At 44.7% G+C, this 19603-nt stretch carries 15 protein-coding genes; 7 read left to right on the top strand and 8 right to left on the bottom strand.

The features are described from left to right. The first annotated feature begins 164 nt into the window (after positions 1-164). Together DDT91_RS09450 and DDT91_RS09455 are read left to right on the top strand one after the other, a co-directional pair. Complete coding sequence (locus DDT91_RS09450) at positions 165-1394, top strand: exonuclease subunit SbcD (RefSeq protein ID WP_187175926.1); 1230 nt, start codon at positions 165-167, stop codon at positions 1392-1394. After that, positions 1391-4423, top strand: coding sequence for an SbcC/MukB-like Walker B domain-containing protein (locus tag DDT91_RS09455; RefSeq protein WP_187175927.1), 3033 nt, complete (start codon positions 1391-1393; stop codon positions 4421-4423). The genes DDT91_RS09450 and DDT91_RS09455 overlap by 4 nt, the downstream gene beginning before the upstream one ends. A 423-nt stretch (positions 4424-4846) precedes the next feature. On the opposite strand, the gene DDT91_RS09460 is transcribed toward DDT91_RS09455, so the two are convergent. The 4 genes from DDT91_RS09460 to DDT91_RS09475 all read right to left on the bottom strand — a co-directional run bounded on the left by DDT91_RS09460 (position 4847) and on the right by DDT91_RS09475 (position 7559). Beyond that, the gene (locus DDT91_RS09460; protein WP_187175928.1) at positions 4847-5458 is read right to left on the bottom strand and encodes an alpha/beta hydrolase; all 612 of its coding nucleotides are present in this window, start codon (positions 5456-5458) and stop codon (positions 4847-4849) included. Further along, positions 5451-6401 carry a ring-cleaving dioxygenase gene (locus DDT91_RS09465; protein WP_187175929.1) on the bottom strand — a complete coding sequence of 317 codons (951 nt, stop codon included), beginning with the start codon at positions 6399-6401 and terminating at the stop codon, positions 5451-5453. Before DDT91_RS09465 ends, DDT91_RS09460 begins: the two co-directional genes overlap by 8 nt. Before the next feature lie 98 nt (positions 6402-6499). Next, positions 6500-7027, bottom strand: a complete 528-nt coding sequence (locus DDT91_RS09470) for a YceI family protein (protein ID WP_187175930.1) — start codon at positions 7025-7027, stop codon at positions 6500-6502. Positions 7028-7106: 79 nt separating this feature from the next. Then, positions 7107-7559, bottom strand: a complete 453-nt coding sequence (locus DDT91_RS09475) for a MarR family winged helix-turn-helix transcriptional regulator (RefSeq protein ID WP_187175931.1) — start codon at positions 7557-7559, stop codon at positions 7107-7109. A 149-nt stretch (positions 7560-7708) separates the two neighbouring features. On the opposite strand from DDT91_RS09475, the gene DDT91_RS09480 reads away from it, so the two are divergent. From DDT91_RS09480 to DDT91_RS09490, 3 genes are all read left to right on the top strand, one after another. Continuing rightward, positions 7709-8560: a helix-turn-helix domain-containing protein gene (locus DDT91_RS09480; protein WP_187175932.1), complete on the top strand. Its 852-nt coding sequence runs from the start codon at positions 7709-7711 to the stop codon at positions 8558-8560. A 103-nt stretch (positions 8561-8663) separates the two neighbouring features. Continuing rightward, positions 8664-9998 (top strand): OmpA family protein, encoded by a 1335-nt coding sequence (locus tag DDT91_RS09485; protein WP_187175933.1) that lies wholly within the window; start codon positions 8664-8666, stop codon positions 9996-9998. A gap of 18 nt (positions 9999-10016) precedes the next feature. Beyond that, positions 10017-10697 (top strand): hypothetical protein, encoded by a 681-nt coding sequence (locus tag DDT91_RS09490; RefSeq protein WP_187175934.1) that lies wholly within the window; start codon positions 10017-10019, stop codon positions 10695-10697. A 32-nt stretch (positions 10698-10729) separates the two neighbouring features. Here the strand turns inward: DDT91_RS09490 and DDT91_RS09495 are convergent, their stop codons facing one another. Next, positions 10730-13612, bottom strand: coding sequence for a triple tyrosine motif-containing protein (locus DDT91_RS09495; RefSeq protein ID WP_187175935.1), 2883 nt, complete (start codon positions 13610-13612; stop codon positions 10730-10732). Between the two features lie 213 nt (positions 13613-13825). Here DDT91_RS09495 and DDT91_RS09500 point away from each other — a divergent pair, with 213 nt between their 5' ends. After that, on the top strand, positions 13826-15226 hold the full coding sequence (locus DDT91_RS09500; protein WP_187175936.1) for a hypothetical protein: 1401 nt from the start codon (positions 13826-13828) through the stop codon (positions 15224-15226). 51 nt (positions 15227-15277) lie between these two features. Continuing rightward, on the top strand, positions 15278-16129 hold the full coding sequence (locus DDT91_RS09505) for a glycoside hydrolase family 16 protein (RefSeq protein ID WP_187175937.1): 852 nt from the start codon (positions 15278-15280) through the stop codon (positions 16127-16129). Positions 16130-16151: 22 nt separating this feature from the next. On the opposite strand, the gene DDT91_RS09510 is transcribed toward DDT91_RS09505, so the two are convergent. The 3 genes from DDT91_RS09510 to DDT91_RS09520 form a co-directional block, all read right to left on the bottom strand. Continuing rightward, on the bottom strand, positions 16152-16952 hold the full coding sequence (locus DDT91_RS09510; RefSeq protein ID WP_187175938.1) for an alpha/beta fold hydrolase: 801 nt from the start codon (positions 16950-16952) through the stop codon (positions 16152-16154). 99 nt (positions 16953-17051) lie between these two features. Further along, positions 17052-18641 (bottom strand): amidohydrolase family protein, encoded by a 1590-nt coding sequence (locus DDT91_RS09515; RefSeq protein WP_187175939.1) that lies wholly within the window; start codon positions 18639-18641, stop codon positions 17052-17054. 123 nt (positions 18642-18764) lie between these two features. Next, positions 18765-19580: an enoyl-ACP reductase gene (locus DDT91_RS09520; RefSeq protein ID WP_187175940.1), complete on the bottom strand. Its 816-nt coding sequence runs from the start codon at positions 19578-19580 to the stop codon at positions 18765-18767. Between the last annotated feature and the right edge of the window lie 23 nt (positions 19581-19603).

Consider the following 19603-nt stretch of genomic DNA (forward strand, 5'->3'; position numbering starts at 1 on the left):
ATAAAAGTGCCAATTACTGTCTGAGCTTTACTTTAGGTTGGAGAACCTAGCCTCTTAACCTATCTTAGTACCTATTCTTTAGTCAGAAAAAGGAAACAGAATCTGACCTCAAGGTCAACTTTTCTCAAAGCCCTACCAACTGCGACTGAAAACGGAACCCTAACATGCTAAAAATCCTCCATACCGCCGACTGGCATCTGGGCAAGCGCCTGCAGGAATACTCCCGCCTCGAGGAACAGAAGCTCGTCTTGGACGAAATCTGCCAAATCGCCGATCGGGAAAATGTGGACCTCGTCCTGCTCGCAGGAGATATTTTTGACACCTTCAATCCCGCACATGAAGCCGTCGAACTGCTCTACAAAACCCTCAGACGACTGTCCAAAAACGGTACCCGGCCCATCCTTGCCATTTCCGGCAATCACGACAGCACACAGTTTGTCGAGGCACCGGATCCGCTGGCCCGCGAACTTGGCATTTTCTTTTACAGCCGATATGACTCTGTCATTCCCTGTGGAAAGTTGGACTCCGGCGTGGAGATCCTGAAGTCCGAAAGCGGATTTGTAGAGCTCAAACTACCTCAAGCCAAGTTCCCCGTTCGGGTGATCTTAGCTCCCTACGCCAATGAGGTCAGCCTGCGCACCTACCTCGGCGAAGAAAATCGGGAAGAAGAATTCCGGAAATTACTTTCCTCCAAATGGCAGGACTTGGCCGATCGACATTGTGATGAAAAGGGGCTGAATCTATTTGTAGGCCATTTCTTTTTTATGAAAGAAGGGGAAAAGCCCGAGGCTGAACCCGAATCCGAGCGCCCCATCCTTCATGTGGGCGGCACACAGGCCCTTTTCACTCAAAATATCCCTTCCCAAATCCAATACGCAGCACTTGGCCACCTTCACCGCTACCATGCTGTGGGACATGACTCGATTCCGGTCGTGTATTCGAGTTCACCGCTGGCCTATTCCTTTTCCGAAGCCGATCAGGAGAAAAAAGTCGTCCTGATCGAGGCCCGGGCCGGTCAGCCGGTCAGCTATCAGCCCATCGGACTCAAACAGGGCCGACCGCTGTATCGCGTCAAGTTTGACAATCTAGCCGATACCCTTGCTTGGCTGGAAGCCCATCCCTACTGCTTCGTGGAAATCACCTTTGTAGCCGACGAATCCATCGATGCCACGACACGCAAAGCCATCCTAAAAGCCCACGACGGCATCGTCAGCCTCATTCCCCAACTCAAAAACACAGCGGGACAGGAATCCTTTGCCCTGCATGTGGATGACTTGGGCAAAGACATGGAGACGCTATTCCGCATGTATTTCCAAAGCGAAAAAGGGCAGGAACCCAACGCCCAATTGCTCGGACTTTTCAAAGAAATCATCAGCCAAACCGATCCCGCATGATCCCTGTACGACTGGAAATTGAAGGACTCTACTCCTACCGCGAACGGCAAACTGTCGAGTTTGAAACACTTACCGCGGCTGGACTTTTTGGAATCTTTGGTGCCGTAGGCAGTGGCAAATCCTCCATCCTCGAGGGCATTCTTCTCGCACTCTATGGCAGCACCGAGCGTCTGGCCACCACCGGCGAGCGTTCCTCCATGGTTAATCTACAGAGCGATCAGCTCTCGGTCAACTTTACCTTCCGTGCCGGAAAAAACAATGCCCAAACCTACCTCGCCCGGTATTCGGCCAAGCGAAACAAAAAGGATTTTGAAAAAATCGACACGGGAGAGCATATCCTGTATCAGTTGAAAGAAGGCAATTGGGAGGCGATTCCGGACAAAGCCGAAACTGTGCTCGGCATGAGCAAGGAGCATTTCAAGCAGACGATCATCATCCCTCAGGGCAAATTCCGGGAATTCATCGACCAAAAACCGCTCGAGCGGGCGGAGATGATGCAGCAGCTCTTTGGCTTGGAGCGATTTGATCTTGCAGCCAAAACTGCATCGCTCCGAAAAGAAGCCGAATTGGAAAAGACCCGATTGAAAGCGCTTTTGGATAACCTGGAAGGCATTTCGATCGAAAGCCTCAGCGAAAAAAGGCAAGAAACTGCTGACTTAGAGGCTGAAACTCAACAGGCCTCCAAAGCATTGGCAGATGCGGATCAGGAATTCCGGAAACTGGAACTTACCCGAAAGTCCTTTCTTCAGCTTCAGGAGTTAAAAACTCAGTTGAGCACCTTGGAGCAAAAACTTCCCGAAGTAGAACAAAAGCGACAGCTGCATAAGGAATTTATCACCGCCAAAACTTACCTCAGACCGGTTTGGGATCAGCTACAGGACCGAAAAAAGGATCTGGAAAAGTATCAGGTAAGCTTGAAAGACTGTGAGCGCTTTAAGGAAAGTTTTGACGTTGAAATCGCAAAACTTGAGGAAGAGGAGATCGATCTGAAAGAAAAAAATGATAAGCGCCCCGCCCGGGAAGCCAAAATCCGTGACCTCAGAAAAGTCATCGATATCCAGGAATTGAACGGAAAACTCGAAGTCGCTCAACAACAGGTGGAGACTCTTATACCCGAGTTGGAAGCCAAAAAAGCGGGCCTTAAGAAGTTGGAAACCGAAATCCAAACCTTGGAAAGCCAAGCTGAAAACCTTCCAGCAGCTGACCCCGGTCTTCTCAGTGATCTGAAAACCATCCAAAATCAGCTCAAAACCAATCAGGAGCGCTTGGCGGATTTACAGCGCATCAAGGGGAATTTCGAACAGGAAACCGGCAAAATCAAAGCCTCCTTGGAGGACATTACTAATCGGATTCCTGCACAGGAAAAGAGCCTGGAAACCTGGACCGAAACCCAAAAGTCCATCATACGAGGAATCGAGACCGAACGCGAAAAGCTCCTGCGAAAGCAAGGTTTGAATGCCCACGCACACCTCTTGGTAAACGGTGAACCCTGTCCACTCTGTGGATCAATAGAGCATCCGCAGCCTATCCGGGAGGAGTCTGACGAACCACAGATCAAGGCTATGGAACTCCAAATCTTCCGGGAAAAGGATGAATTGGAAAAAATCCTGGCACTGATCCAGAAGGAAAAAGTAGAGCAAAACAATCTGGAAAACCTGGGCCGAAACCTGCAAGAAAAACTCAAGGAAATCAGCAAACTGGAACTCCAGCAGGAGGAATTTTGGAAAAAACTCAAGTCGATGAGTATCCAAACTGAAGAGGAATTAAGCGGCAAAATCACACAGCTTTCACAAACCCATACCCAAAAAGAAGCCTTAGTCCAGCAAATTCAAGCCAAGCGAAAATCATCCAGCGCTGTGCGGGAACAAGTAGATAAATCAGAAAAGCAGCTCCAACTCGCTCAGATGGCTGTTCAGGATTTGAATTCACGAGTTCAATCCAAGCAGGAAGAAATCAAGGATCCGACCTTCTGCAAACCCTTTTTCCAAAAAGATTCCACGCAGATTCTGAATACAATTTTGGGAGTGGAAAAAGATATCGAAAAAGCGGCATCGGATCTTTTGGGAAAACAAAAGCACCTTCAAGACAGAAGAGCTGCACAGACCAAAAACCTGGCGGACATTGAGAACTACAAAAAACTAGTTCAGGAAAATAGCAGTAAAATTGAATCCCTTTCCAAGGAATTTGAAGGGTTGAAAATCCAATATGATTTTCAGGATGAGGATGCTTTGATCCGACTTTTTCACCACTCACTTGATGCTGAAAAAACTGCCCTGGAAATCCAGCAATTCGACCAAAAGCTGGCCATCACACGCTCCCGAATGGCAGAAATCCAGTCCGAAGCCGGAATCGGGACCTTTTCCGAAGAAAGCTACCAAGCCAAACACGCAGCACTCGAGCAACTCCAACTTCAATCCAAAGCCCTTCAAAACCAACTTGCCATCCTACAGGAATCCCTGAAAGATATGCTTCAAAAACTGGAGGAAAAGGAAAAACTGACTCAATCTTTCCAGCAGATCGAAAATCGGGAAAGCGGGCTTCGGGAATTAGAAAGGCTGTTCCAAGGCAAAGGCTTTGTGAAATACGTGAGTTCGATCTACCTCCGTGAGCTCTGCAACACGGCCAATCTGCGCTTCATGAAGCTGACCAAAAACAGCCTGAGCCTTGAGATCGATGACAACAACACCTTTTGGGTGGTGGACTACCTCAATGGAGGCAAGAAACGCTTGCTGAAAACCCTCTCCGGAGGACAGACATTCCAGGCTTCCCTTTGTCTGGCTTTGGCCTTAGCTGAAAAAGTAAAAGCCCTCAATCAGGCCGATCAGAGCTTTTTCTTCCTGGATGAAGGGTTTGGAGCCCTGGACCGAAACTCCCTTCGGGTGGTGTTTGAGACGCTCAAGGCCCTTCGCCACGAAAACCGCGTGGTCGGCATCATCAGTCATGTGGAAGAATTGCAGCAGGAAATCGGCGTCTTCGCCCAAATCGAGCTAGATCCAGAGCGCGGTTCGCAGATCCGGTATTCGTATTAGTTTTAGCCGCAAAGTTCTCAAAGATAAAAATGGAGAGCTTAAAGGGTTTCTAGCAATAGAGGGCCTATTTGGAAACCAAATCTGTGAAAACCTACCTACCGTAGGCAGGTCTGTGTCGTTTTCTGCGAAAACTTGCCTGCTGCAAGCAGGTCTGAGGGAAACTTTTTCCAAAAACCGAAGAATCTCCTTCCGTACCTTGGTGACTTTGTGGCTAAAGCAATCTATTGAGTAATTTTACTCAGCATATTGAGTAAAATCTTAAAATTCATCATTAATTATTGTTTTTCAATTAGTTACAAAATAATTTTTAGCTGAAATAGTAGACGAAAATGCAAAAAAATACCCCGACAACCTGCCGGGGACTTTTTAAACTAAATAGACCTTACAAGAAAATCTTAATGTCTTTGAGACAGTTACACCTGATCAGGCGAATATCTTTTTATTTGCTAGCTCTATTTCCTCTGCCCTGATCGTATGGTCAGGGTCGTCAAATAATTTTACCGAAACCTCTGCTCCCATTTTTTGCAAAAGGTCTGCTGAAGCGTTGATTCGGCTGGCAGGCACGTGAAAATCACGGTCACTGCTTCCGATAAATATTGGAGTTGACTTGAAATCTCCCTGATACTTTTCTGGCTGAAGTTTTTCACCAATCAATCCTCCGGTAAAAGCAGCCACTCCGCCCAGTTTTTGTGCATTTCTTGCCGTAAACTCAAGACTGAGACATGCTCCTTGAGAAAACCCTACCAGAAAAATATTCTCGGCAGAGATTCCTGACTCTACTATCCTATCAAACAACTCCTTTACAAAAGCTAAAGACGATTCCAATGCAACAAAGTTGCCTTCATCTGAAGCCATAAATCCAAACGGATACCAAGTGTTTCCGTTCGCTTGTGGGGCAAGAATTGCATAATCGGTCAAATTGAGGTAAGAACTGAGCGATAAAATGCTATCAGCGGTACCACCTCGGCCGTGAATCATGATCACTGCCTTTTTAGCTTGACCGAGAGGAAGTCCTTTTTCGATGACTTTAGGCATATTTTTCGGGGTTTAAAGAGACAGGAACCAGAGCAGCTTCGATCCGCTTTCTGCTTGGCTCAGCCCATTCAGGCAATTTGATCAACTCACCCAAGTGCGCCTCATCCTCATCTATAGCAAATCCCGGTTCGTCGGTAGCGATCTCGAACAAAACTCCTCCCGGCTCGCGGAAATAGATCGACTTGAAATAGTTTCGGTCTTTCACTTCAGTGACTTGATAGCCATTTTTCATCAGGATTTCCTGAATGGCTGACTGAGTTTGGGTATTGGGTGTTCGAAATGCGATGTGATGAACCGTTCCGGCACTTTGCATGCCTCGATTTCCAGTCTTATCTATTACGATATCTACGATATCACCTGGCTTGCCTTCGGTTCCATATCGGTAGCGGTCGCCTTCCTGCCCAATAAATTTATAATTCATGTGACGGATAAGTAGCTGTTCGGTCAGTTCTTTGGCACGAAGATTCAAGGTACCTCCGTAGAAACCTTTGATCGAATGCGCTGCGGGAATTTGACCATAGGTCCAGCCCGGACGGTCGTCTTGATCGTTTGCTACCAGTTCGATCCCCATTCCATCATGATCCTCAAAACGAATCAAGGAATCACCAAAGCGAGTCAACACATCTGAAACTGCAATCCCAAACTTTTTCAGGCGCTCTTTCCAATAGTCGAGGGAATCTTTACCGATCGAAAAGGCCGTGTAGGTCAGTTCACCGGTCCCTTTGATTCCTTTTCTTGCTCCTGTAAAAGGAAACGTAGTGAATACCGTACCCGGGCGACCGAGTTCGTCTCCGAAGTAGAAATGATAGACATCGGGAGCATCGAAGTTGATGGTCTTTTTCACCAACCTTAGTCCCAAAATGCCTGTGTAGAAATCAATATTCTGCTGAGCATTTCCGGCAATGGCTGTGATGTGATGGATTCCTGTGATGTAGGGTTTCATGATGGTAATGAATGGTGGTGAGTGAAGAGAGGTAAGTAAAATAAAACCCCAAAGGTTGGGAAACCTCCGGGGTTTTTTACAACCTCAAAGGTGAAAGATTAAGCTTGCTTTACCAGCTGTACGCTAAGAATCAGACGAACCTGATCAGAAACGACTACGCTTCCAGCCTCAGTGATCGCAGACCAAGCGAGTCCGAAGTCTTTACGGTTTACTTTTCCTTCGATTTCAAATCCGGCTTTTGTCTGTCCATAAGGGTCTGCTACTACGCCTCCGAAAGTCACGTCTAGTTCCACTTCTTTGGTCACACCTCTCATGGTCAGGTTACCCACTAGGCTGTAGTCGCCTCCGTTGTTGGCGATTTTACCTTCGAAGGACAATTTTGGGAAATTGCCAGCGTCAAAGAAATCAGCAGACTTCAAGTGACCGTCTCTGTCAGCCTGATTGGTATCGATGCTGTCGATATCAGCGGTAAAAGCTACAGTAGCTCCGTTGAAATCTTCAGAAGCTACTTCTGCAGCTCCTTCAAACTTGCGGAAATAACCGGTAACGGTAGAAATCACCAAGTGCTTTACTTTGAAAGATACCTCAGAGTGAGTTGGGTCGATGATCCATTTTGTAGTACTCATAGTTTTGTGTTTTTAAGTATTAGAGATTTATTTTTAAGTATTCACATTGAATGTATAGACATTTTTTTGGGTAAATTTTTTACCCTCTAAGTTTATCGAGCAAATCATTCAACTGATTGGCTTCCTCAAGTGTCAGTCTCACTATTTCACGGTTTCCTTCCTCGACCTGCTTTTCAAGAATTTGAAGTAACTCAAGCCCTTTCTCGGTAATCACAACATCTACCTGACGCCGGTCGGTTGGGCACTCTTCCCGCTTTACAAGCTCCTTCATCTTGAGCTTCTCCACAAGACGAGAGGCATTTGACATTTTGTTTAGCATCCGCTCCTGGATAGAGGACACGGTCGTAGGCACTCCATTTTGACCGCGGAGAATTCTTAGCACATTGTATTGTTCTGGAGAAAGATCATGCGGTTTGAAAAGGGCATTCTGAGCAGTCACCAAATAGCTATGTGTGAACAAAAGATTGACCACGGCTTTGTTGTACGGATCTTTAAATTCCTTTTGCTGTATGGCTTCTTCAATCTTACCCATTTTATTTACATTTGAATTTAATGTATATACATGCAAATTTGGTAAAAGGTTTCAACTGTTCCAAAAAAAATCATTTTTTTTCGGATTACCCTCAAATACAAGCTTAAAATCAGTACTTTGAATACTTAGGATTCCCAATAAACACACGAATGTATTTTTCACAAACGGTTTCTGGCGCTATCCATCGTTTGGCCAGCTTTTTCTATCAGATGAAAAAAGAAGCCTTACCTCCTAAGCATCCCGGAGAACTGCTCATGCCTTCTGGAACTGGAATCATGGCCTTTCACCTACACGGTAGATACCAGGTCGAGGCTTTGCCATTTTTCAAAGGACTATTGCCAAAAAATTACCTGATCGGGCAGCAAACGGTAAGCTATCGATTAAAAGTGAGAGAGGTAGATGCGGATATTTTTGGAATTGCCCTGCAACCTACATCCATCTGGAGGCTAACTGGCATTCCTGCCCATCAATTTACCAATATGCCAATCGAGCCTCAGGTGATCTTTTCGAGGAAACAACTGGATCTAATCCCTAAATTGGATGAACCAATAGGATTTGAAGAAAGATGTCGTAGAGCCACTGATTTTTTGGAAAAAATTCAATCTGATTTGAACCAGGGCAAAACACTGGTTGATTATGCCCTGGAGCTGATTTTTGAGTCAAAAGGATGTATCAGCACACGTACACTTTGTAAAGAACTTCATGTCAGCGAGCGTCATTTACAACATCTTTTTCGACAGCAGGTAGGTGTATCACCCTTGCAATATGCCCGAATCACCCGATTCAATGCGATTTTTGTTGAATTTACCCAAACTGAAGCTCCAAGAGATTTGGGCTTTTTGACTTCTTTTTACAACTACTATGATGCCTCGCATTTTTTTAAGGATTTCAAAGCATTCTGTGGAGAAGCCCCTAGCCAGTTTCATTTAGAAAAATTCGGCTTACTCAAAGAACTGGTAGAAAAATCTCCATACCTCATTCAGGTTAGAGAAGGAAAATAAAGTCGTAAAAAAGCTTTTGGCGGTTTTTTACATACCGCTTTGGAAATGAGCGTGTAAAATGAACTTTCATTCAATCATCTCCTGAAATTTTAACCAAATTTTTATGATGAATTACAGCTCTTTAGCCAAAGTAATCCTATTTGGCATAACCCTCAGTGTTTCTTCAGAAGGAATATCCCAATCGAAATTTCTGAAAGACCTAAAAAAAACTGCGGAAGAATCAGCAAAGCGAACTGTGGAACGAAACGTCGAGCAAAAAACCGCTGATGCCACAGATAAGGCTTTCGAGAGTGTCATGGAAGCTCCCAATATTTTCAAATCGAAAAAAAATCGAAGCAAGACGGAAAAAGGCAAACCAACCGATGAAAAAAGACGAACCGAGTCCTCGACCTCAGGATCTAATTCGAAGGCGGGCACCAGCTCTTCTGGGGCTGGCTCCGAGATGTCGATAGCCGGGCAGTTTATCCCAAATGGTCAGGTCATGTATCTTGATGACTTTGAGCGGGATGCTATTGGGGATTTTCCTTCCAAGTGGGAAACCAATTCTGGAGGGGAAATCATCACGGTAGATGACTTTAAGGCCTTGCGCACCTCGGGAACCGGTTTTTTTGTCCCCATGCTTCCAAGAGAATTGCCTGAAAACTATGCGGTAGAGTTTGACCTTTTTACCTACAATCTGGAATACAAAGGCACAACCGCGCTACGATTTGGGATTCATCTAGTCGAAGAACCGCTTATTTCAAAGGCTAAAAAAGGAGCGGAAATCGAAATGCCACTTTGGTACAAAGGTGCCTCTGACTACTTCATGGTAGAAACTTACGGCATTCCATCCAAAATCAGCAATAAGATTCCATATGACTATACCGAGAAACTGAATGACATCATTCATTTCACGTTGGTCAAAAACGGAAAGCGGGTTCGGCTCTTCCTCGACGAAACCAAAGTCGTAGATATCCCTTCTCTGGCCTCCGATAATCTTGGAAAATACATCCAATTCTATGTGCGAGAGGTGGACTTACAGAAAAACCTGGTAGTCGCATTGGCCAACCTCAAAATAACCGAAGAAGGAGAAGATCTCCGGTCAAAACTTTTGAAAGCGGAAGGATTCAGCACGACAGCCATACTTTTCCAAACCGCTTCGGATAAGCTTCAACCCTCCTCCTTTGAGTTTTTGGATCAGTTGGGAGAAGTATTGAAAGCCGACGAATTTATCCGGGTACAGATCATCGGGCACACCGATAGCGACGGGGATGAAGCCAGTAACCAGACCCTTTCGGAGAAGCGGGCCGCCTCGGTAGCTGCTTACTTGCAGGACAAATTTGGAATTGCCTCAAATCGACTTCAGACCTCCGGGAAAGGCGAATCAGAACCACTCAACTCCAACGCTTCCTCAGCGGAGAAAGCTGCCAACCGGCGAGTAGAATTCAAGAAATTTTAATTTAAACTCCTACTTAAAATGAAACTACTATTAAATGTTATCGCCTTGGCCATGATTTTCGCTCCAATTTGTTCCATGGCCCAGTTTACGACCAAAATCCCGAGTAATTCCACTATCAAGACCGGCGCGAACTTATCCAATGCTCCAAAGCTGACATTAAGTAAATCTACACTAGACCAAATCCAGGGATTACAACTTGATAATTCACTCAGCACTATTCCAAAAATCCAGCTGAACCCGGAGGACATGGAAAGAAATCGAGTAAAATCATGGGAAATAACTCCCTCAAGGCCAATTACGCCCGGAATGGACCTTAGCTTTACAGGTAATTATTCCAAAAATGCGTTTTACATAACGCCTGTTTTAATAAGTGAAGTCAATAATCGGAAGATTTTCCAGGCACTCAATATGTCTGTGATTACTTCTATGGTTGTAGAAAAAGATTTTCGTTTCACCATAGAATTAGAAAATCCCTCCCAATTTCCAAGAGATGGAGAAATCGTGGTATCCTTGGGTGGCACAAATTATTTTCTAAAACCTGAACCGGGAAAAAAAGAAGTTTATTTCTTGTTTACCAACACTATCCCTTCGCCTCAGATCATCAGTTTCGGACCCGCAGTGGTCAATGGCGACTGGCAAAATCCAAAAAGCTATGGGGTCACAAAAGTTAAACTCGAGGAACTTGTCGAAGCACACTAATCGGACACTGCCCAAGGAATAATCAAGCCACTTTAAAATCTCAACAAAAAATCACTTAGACTATCTTGCCTGGAGAGCCCCAGTTTCTTTCGAACCCGGTACCGGCCAATCTCCACACCTCTCACAGAAATTCCCAAAAGATTCGCTATTTCTTTGGTATTCAAATTCATCCGGATATAGGCGCTGAATTTGATCTCCTGAGGAGTGAGATCCGGGAATTTTTCTTTGAGACGGGTTATAAAATTTCCGTGGACTTGGTCAAAATTCTCTGCAAAGCGGCTCCACTCGTCTCCACCTTCCAGATCTTTATCGATGGATTTGACCAACCTGTTAAGCTGAGTTTGAAGAGATTTATTATTCTCATCACTGCTTAGGTTGATCAGTGAGTTTTTCACGTCCTGAAGGAGTTTGTTTTTTTGAATCAGATGCATGGCTGAGGAAGTCAGCTCTTGAGATTTAAATTCAATTTCTGATTGAAGCTGCTCATTTTTAAGCCGCATGATCTCTTCTTCAGACCGCTGTGTTATGGATTCAATTTCTTCGTCTTTTTGTTGAATAGCCTGCTCTTTTTCCAATTCGAGGAGTTCAGTTTGCTTTTTATAGCGCTTATCCAGCCACTTAAATCCGGAAAAAAGAAATGCTCCAATGGCTATACTGTAAATGAGATAGGCAAGAATACTTCGGTAAAATGGAGGTCTTACAGTAAAAGCATAGGTTAGTTCTTCTGTTTCCTGGCCAAAAAGAGTTTTCGCTTTGACCCGAAACAGGTAGTCTCCCTCTCTAAGATTGGTGTACTCTTTTTTACTCTCAGCCGTCCAATTAGACCACTCTTGGTCGTAATTTTCCAAGAAAAATTGGTATTGCACTTCATTTCCGCTTTCAAAATGAGCAGTGGCAAAATCAAAGGAAAGAGAATTTTGGGCATAAGGGAAAATATTTTCCCCGACCGATGCTTGCTGAAGTGAATGTCCTAAAAAAACAGAATCAACGCGTCTTCCACTATTCAGGATTTCTCTGAAGAAAACTTTCGGAGGAGCAGGATTGGGAAAGTCCAAGCTCGGATTGTAATGAATGAACCCTTTCTTGCCTCCAATAAGAATATTTTGCTGGTCCAAGGCGATGATATTGGCCAAATCATCATTCCACAGCTTTCTTACTTTTTGGAAAGGAGCGGTATGTAGGCTCATTTGATTATTGATTCCCTTCTTTATAAGCCCGAGCTGAGACTGCTCGATAAAGTAAATGTTCCCCAAATTATCGGGTTCTAAGTCGGCGATGACTGTTCCGTAGCGAAACAAGTCATTGTATTCATTAAGGGGAGAAAAACGATCTTCTTGTGGATCATAGCCATAAAATCCTCCATTTGCAGTGAAAATCAAACGGTTGGAGATTTTATACACATTGATGAGCACATCGTTTGGGAAGCCTTGCGCACTGTTATACAGCTTGCTTTCGGTCACTCGAGTGAAATTTTGATCAAAAGAGACTTTAAAGACTCCTTTGTAGCCATGTGCAATCCAAAGTGAATTACCCTCAAACTCCATGACTCTGGAAGATTCTCCAAAACCTTCCAACTCTCTCAAGAAAACAGGCCGCCCATCTCTCCATTCAAAAAGACTAAGACCGGTGTAGGTTCCTTGGATGTAGTATCCCGGCATTTGGGGATGCGCTTTGAGCAACCAAGCCCCCTGTTCGGATGAAATACGTTGAGCCTGATTGCCATCTACCAAAAAAGTACCGTTGTGATGTCCCAAAATTACCTTGCCTTGGATTAGCTGAATAGAGTAGACCTGTCCCTCTGTACCCGGCACAAAGCGGAGTTTTTGATCCTGAAGGATAAAAAGCCCATTGTTTGTCCCCAAATAAACGCTGTTGCCAACTTTCAAAGCCGCATACCCTGAGCCCGTCAGCCCCATTTTATCGTCAATGATCGTGAAGGGAGAATTAAGGTCAATTCTGGAAATGCCATTATTCATGGCAAGCCAAAGAGCTCCTACACCATCTTCAAAAATGTAATTGATAGTCAAATCCGAAAGTCCGGAAGTTTTGTTGAGGTGAAGAATCAATTCACCGGTGGAATCCAATAAAAAAACTCCGGCATTCTGTGTTCCAAGAGCTATGTTACCATTTTTCAACCTGACACAGTGATTGATCAAGAACTCATTTTTCCAGAAAACAGGAGACAAGGAGAAGGGCTTTATCTCCCCGTCGTAGATAAAAAGCCCATGATTAAAAGTGGAAATCAACCATTGATTTTGATCGAAGGGCAAAACATTGGAGACACGCTTATCAGCGAAAAATTCTCCATTTCGGATCAACTCAAAGTTTTCATTCTGTAAAAGGTGAAGTCCTAATCCGGGTATCTGCGTCAGAATCTGATTATTGACTTTGAAAGAAATATCCAGTCTCCGGTCCGAACCTATTGCTGTCAACCGCTCATTTTCGAAGCGAAAGACCCGTTTGAACGTGCAGAAATATATGACACCATCGATTTCATAGACTTTCCAGGTCTCATCGAAATCCCGCAATTCGGACGTCAAACTATCTGCCAGTGATACATATTCCAACTGACCTGCCCGATTACTTTCCAAGTACCCGAAATCCGCCTGACTGCCCACATAGATTCTTCCATTTTTCCCAAGTGACGCGGACCTCACTTTCGTGTTGTTTAATCCGTATCGAGCCCAGACTTTACCGTCAAATTCGAGCAAACCCAGATTATTGGCCACCAACATTCTTCCCAATTCATCCTGAAGAATATCCCAATTCTGTATTCCCGCATTGTAGTCTGAAGCATCGTAATGAGTGATAAAAGGTAAGCCATGAAAAGATTGAACAGCTTGTGCGAAAAGTGATTTTCCATCCCCACAGACGCAACAAATGACTAGCAGCCAAAAACAAAATCTCTTGATCATCCCTCTAGATTAGCAAACTGTCTTTTTCAACTTCAGAAAAGTACTGAGAAAACTTTTTCAAACCAAAATCAGCTCCTATCAGCAGAAAACGTATGTTTTTTAGTCTTTGATGAATTTTTGATGTATTGAAAAATTGAGAATGATGAAAAGTTGTAGGTATCTATTTTTTGGCGTTGCGATCATTTAAAGGAAAATTTGATCAAAAATAAACCCATGAGAAAATCAATTTTACAAATGAGTGCCCTGGCGTTGCTGGCAGCAATGGTTTGGGCCTGTGACAATGGGTACACTGATGTACCTGTAGTAGACACTCCTCCTGTCATCGCGCTGGGACCAATCACAAGCGGTCTGACGGAGGGACAGGACTTCAAGATGGAAGTGGACCTGTCTGACGGTATCGATGAGGGGAGAATATCCACCTTGGCGAATTTTTCTTACACAATCACCAAAGGTGGTGCAACGGTGAATTCAGGCTCCCAAGACCTCACAGGGGATTCACAAAAAGTGACCATTGAAGTAAAAGGAGGTTTTGATCCGGGAGATTACAATTTGGATATCAAAGTAAAGGACAGTAATGGCAACGAGAGCATCGAGAACATTTCTTTCAGAGTCGCTTCTGCCAGACCTGCGTTTGATATCTCCGGTGTATGGACCATGGAGCCAATAGCAGGAGCAATGAAGGTTGGCCCAGCGCCAGGAAGCTCTGAATGGTGGCAAAATTCAGCAGGTGATGTCGCTGCCAGAGCCTGTTTTTTTGATGACAAATATACGTTCAATGCCAATGGTTCTTTCTCTATGGATCTTGGAGATCAAACTTGGTTAGAAACCTGGCAAGGTGTGGCGGCTGACGGTTGTGGTACTCCGAGAGCACCATTCAACGGATCTGGCAACTACACATATACATATACCAGCACAACGCTTACGCTGATTGGTACAGGTGCCCACATAGGCCTTTCCAAAGTCAACAATGCCGGAGAAATTTCCAATGGAGCAGCAATCGCCAATCAGATTGCTTACACGATCGTCGAGCAAACTCAACAAGGTAATACCAGAAGAATGACTCTTCGTATTCAGGCTGGTTCGGGTGTATGGTGGGACTTCAAATTGATCTCAGGTCCTCCTGCCACTGCAGCAATCGTAGGAAATTGGAAAATGGAGCCTGTAGAAGGAGCTCTTTCTGTAGGCCCAAGCGCTGGCAGCAGAGAGTGGTGGTTTAACACTGCGGCAGACGTAGCTACCAGAGCATGCTTCTTTGACGACGTTTACACATTTGCGGAAAATGGAACCTTCTCTATCAACATGGGCGAACAGACCTGGCTGGAAGGCTGGCAAGGTGTAGCTGCAGATGGATGTGGAGCTCCTAAAGCCCCTCACAACGGAGCTGGCTCCTATACCTACGCCTATGATGGTGCGACTCTTCGCCTGGTAGGTCAAGGTGCACATGTCGGCCTACCTAAGGCCGTTAATGCGGGTGAACTTCCAAACGTGGCTGTGCCAAGTGATGTGACCTATCAAGTCGTAAGTATCACCGAAACTGCCGGTGTAAAACGTATGACAGTCCAAATCCAAGCCGGAACTGGCGTGTGGTGGACGTTTAAATTGATTTCGGCGTAATTTTTCCAACCTTTCCCCAGTGTTTGAAAGCACTGGGGTAATTTTAATTCTATGAAAAATCTCTTTTTATATTCTTCTCTTACTCTGCTAGGATTGTTTGGATGTGTTTCGGATGAAAATCCGGGAGGAAACAATCAGGATTTGGTGCCTATTCCTACTCAGGGAGCTACTTCTCCCACTTCTTATCTTGGGATGACACTAGCATGGGCAGATGAGTTTGACGGCAATACGCTGAATGCTGCCAATTGGACGCATGAAACAGGGAATGGAACCAACGGTTGGGGAAACAATGAACTTCAGTTTTATCGATCCCAAAACACCAGTCTTCAAAATGGCCATTTGGTCATCACTGCAAAAAAGGAGGCATTTGGAGGAAAAGAGTATACATCCTCCCGTATCATCACCAAGGGAAAACAGCAATTCCGATATGGTCGTGTGGACATCCGTGCCGTGATGCCTAAGGGTCAAGGTATCTGGCCTGCACTTTGGATGCTTGGCTCTAACTTTGACACCGTCGGTTGGCCTGCATGTGGAGAAATTGACATCATGGAGATGGTGGGAGGAAATGGAAGAGAAAACACCGTACATGGAACGGTACACTGGGAACACGACGGCTCAAGAGCTGAATTCGGAGGAAAATACACCTTAGCTTCAGGCACACTAGCTGATCAATTCCATGTCTATTCCATCGTATGGGATGCCACTTCCATCAGATGGCTAATCGATAATAAGCAATACCACGTGATAGACACTACTCCATCTCAATTGGATGAATTCAGAAGAAATTTCTTCTTCATCTTTAACATTGCCGTTGGAGGGAATTGGCCTGGATCACCGGATGCAACGTCCACTTACCCACAACATATGATTGTGGATTATGTGAGAGTTTTCCAAAACAACTAAAAAAAAGCCCTTCGGGGCTTTTTTAGTTTTTATTATGAAGCCAGTCTGCCAGCAATTGGTTGACAATTTCAGGCTTTTCAATACAGCTGCTATGACCAGCACCAGTGATTACATGAAGCTTTGCTCGAGAAATACCCATTTGGATAAATTTCGCTTTTTCAGGCATGGTCGCCACATCCTCATCCCCGACGATCACTAAGGTAGGACAGGAAATCCTTCCTAATTCATCCTCCACTCCCTTTCGATAGATCACTCCTTCCACAGGTCCGGTAATGCTTCTTTTGTTGGCCATCAATTCTTTTTTCCACCTCTTGATTGATGCCTGATTGGTTTTATCTGAAAGCCAGGATTCAGCAAACATGATTGGCATGACTTTATTGGCCACAGGGGCAATCACTCCTACCCATTTTACAATACCGTTAAGCGTCTTGTATTTGGGGAGATTTTCCACCGGTTCTGCATTGGCAGAGGTCTCAAGCAGGACAAGACTTTTCACCAAATCAGGTCTTCTGGCGGCCAATCTCATTCCTACAAATCCTCCCATAGAAAGACCTACAAAATGTACCTTGCCCAGTTGAAGCGTTTCTATCAAGGCAATCGCATCATCAGCTACGGTATCCATATCAAAAGGTGCCTTAACCTCACTTTGACCCTGTCCTCTATGATCGTAGGCAATCACTCGATAATTCTTGGAAAGAGCGGAAACCTGGGCTTCAAACATCTTATGGCTCCACAGGAGACCATGGGAGAAAACGACGATTTCTTCTCCCTTCCCGTGATCTTCATAATAAAGGTTCACACCATTGACAAAAATAAAGGCCATAATAACAGGTTCTTTTGGTAATGAGGGAAGATAAAAAAAATGAGGATGGGTACCAATCATCCCATCCTCATTTTACGATCTTACTCGTATTAAGTCTTATTACCAATCTAAACCAGGCTGGGTAATTCGGGCATTTTCTCTTGCCTTATGCTGATCTACAATAGTTCTCACATCCTGAAGAAGCTTTTTCGCATCGTAAACAATACCATCTTTCACGGTATATTTTACACCGCCAACTCTTACGGGCTCATTCTGATCACTGATCCGGATAGCTCCAGTACCATACAAGACTTTAAGGTTTTGAAGTGGATTTTCCTCCAAAATCACAAAATCCGCCAATTTCCCAACCTCCACAGTTCCGATTTCTTTCTCCATTCCCAAAGCTTCTGCGCCATACATGGTTGCAGAGCGGATAACTTCCAGGGGATGGAAACCTGCTTCTCTGAGCATTTCTAGCTCTCTGATGTAAGCAAAGCCGTAAAGCTGATAAATAAATCCCGAATCTGAACCTGCGGTCACACGGCCACCTCGGTTTTTGTATTCATTGACAAAGGTCATCCACAGACGGTAATTCTCTTTCCACTGTACCTCCTGCTCGGTAGTCCAATCAAACCAGTAGGAACCATGAGACTGTCTGTTTGGCGCATAGAATCTCCACAGTGAAGGAAGCGTGTAGACATCATGCCATTCCTGAGTACGGGCTCTCATCAAGTCCCTATTGGCCTCATAGATGTTTAAGGTAGGATCAAGGGTAAAATCAAGTTCCAGGAGCTCATTCATGACCTTGTTCCAATGCTCGGAGTATGGAGGTGCAGCCTGCTTCCACAGGTTGCCTGCTTCTGCAAATCGGTGTTGCTCATTCTGATAATTGTAATCCAATCTAAAATCCTGGATCGTACGATCAGTAAACAATGCTTCAGGAAGTCCATACCAGTGCTCCATGGTAGTCAGGCCTGCTCTGGCAGAATGGAGCACATTCCATCGAGCCACATCCATCTGCTGATGATGCATAGCTGAACCCAGTCCAATTCGCTTATTTTCTGAAATAGCAGCCTGCATCACTTCAGGCTTGGCTCCGAAAAATTTGATACCATCTGCTCCTTTTGCCTTGTTTTCATTAACCCAAGCTTTTGCCTGTTCGGCATTAGTGATAGGTGAAGTTGCTCCCTGACCAAAAGCCGTATACGCCAAGATTCTTGGAGCAGTAATCTGATTAGCAGCGGATTTCTTCTTGTGATCCAACACCCAGTTCAGCCCATTACCGGCGGATGGGTCCCTTACTGTAGTGATCCCGTGAGCCATCCAAAGTTTGAATACATATTCAGCAGGAGTTCCTTGACCGTTACCTCCGATATGACCATGCATATCCACAAATCCCGGCAACAGGTAATGACCTTCCAAATCCATCACTTTGGTTTTATCATCTGCTTTTGGACGTCGGTTTTCATTGATATCCAATCCTGGGTACCCTACGATTTGAACTTGGGTAATGCGGTTCTTTTCAACCACAATATCCACTGGGCCGATCGGAGGTGCACCTGTGCCATCAATCAAGGTGACACCTCGAATAATCAGACGATCATAGGGCCCCTCTCCCTCGGCCCTATTGGGCGAAGGCATAATTTGTGAGATAGCGGCTGCTGCAAAGGAAAATACAGCAAAACCAATTAGCGTGATTTTTTTCAACATAAGGTAGGTGGTTCTTTGGTCGGATAAGTTAGGCGAAAATCGGAAATCAAAAAACCGATTTTAGAACGTCGGAAAATGAAAAAGCCCTGAATCTCTTCAGGGCTTGATAATAGTGAAGCGGTATTATAAATCTTTAAACTTCTCCATGATTTCTTCCGAAATCCCGGTAAAGGAATATCCTCCATCGTGGAAAAGATTCTGCATCGTCACCATTCTGGTCAAATCCGAGAATAGGGTCACAATGTAATCTGCACACGAGTCCGCCGAGGCATTACCCAGTGGAGAAAGGGCTTCGGCAAAGTTGAAAAAGGAATCAAAGCCTCCGATTCCAGTTCCAGCCGTAGTCTTGGTAGGTGACTGTGAAATCGTGTTTACTCTTACCTTTTTGGCCTTACCGAAACGGTATCCATATCCTCTGGCGATGCTTTCCAAAAGTGCCTTGGCATCAGCCATATCGGTGTAGAAAGGATAGACACGCTGGGCTGCGATGTAAGAAAGTCCAATGATAGAACCCCATTCTTTCATCACGTCCATCTTTTCTGCTACTTGCATCATTTTGTGGAATGAAATTGCAGAGACATCGTAGGACTTCATCGCCCATTCATAATTAAGGTCTCCATAGGATCTCCCTTTTCTGATGTTTGGAGACATTCCGATGGAATGCAAGAGAAAGTCAAAATCTGAACCCAAAAACTCCTTAGCCTCTGCATAGAGCTTTTCGATATCTTCTACCACAGTCGCGTCTGCAGGAACCACGATGGTGTTACATTCTTCAGCAAGTTCTTTAATGGCTCCCATTCTCATGGCGATGGGTGCATTGGTCAGTACAAATCGTCCTCCCTGCTCCTTCACTTTCAGTGCAGTCTTCCAAGCTATGGAGTTTTCATCAAGAGCGCCTGTGATGATTCCAACTTTTCCTTTCAGCAAATTTTCTGGCATATAGCTATTTGATTGATTTCAAA

Source organism: Algoriphagus sp. AK58 (assembly GCF_014324365.1).
Taxonomy (GTDB): domain Bacteria; phylum Bacteroidota; class Bacteroidia; order Cytophagales; family Cyclobacteriaceae; genus Algoriphagus.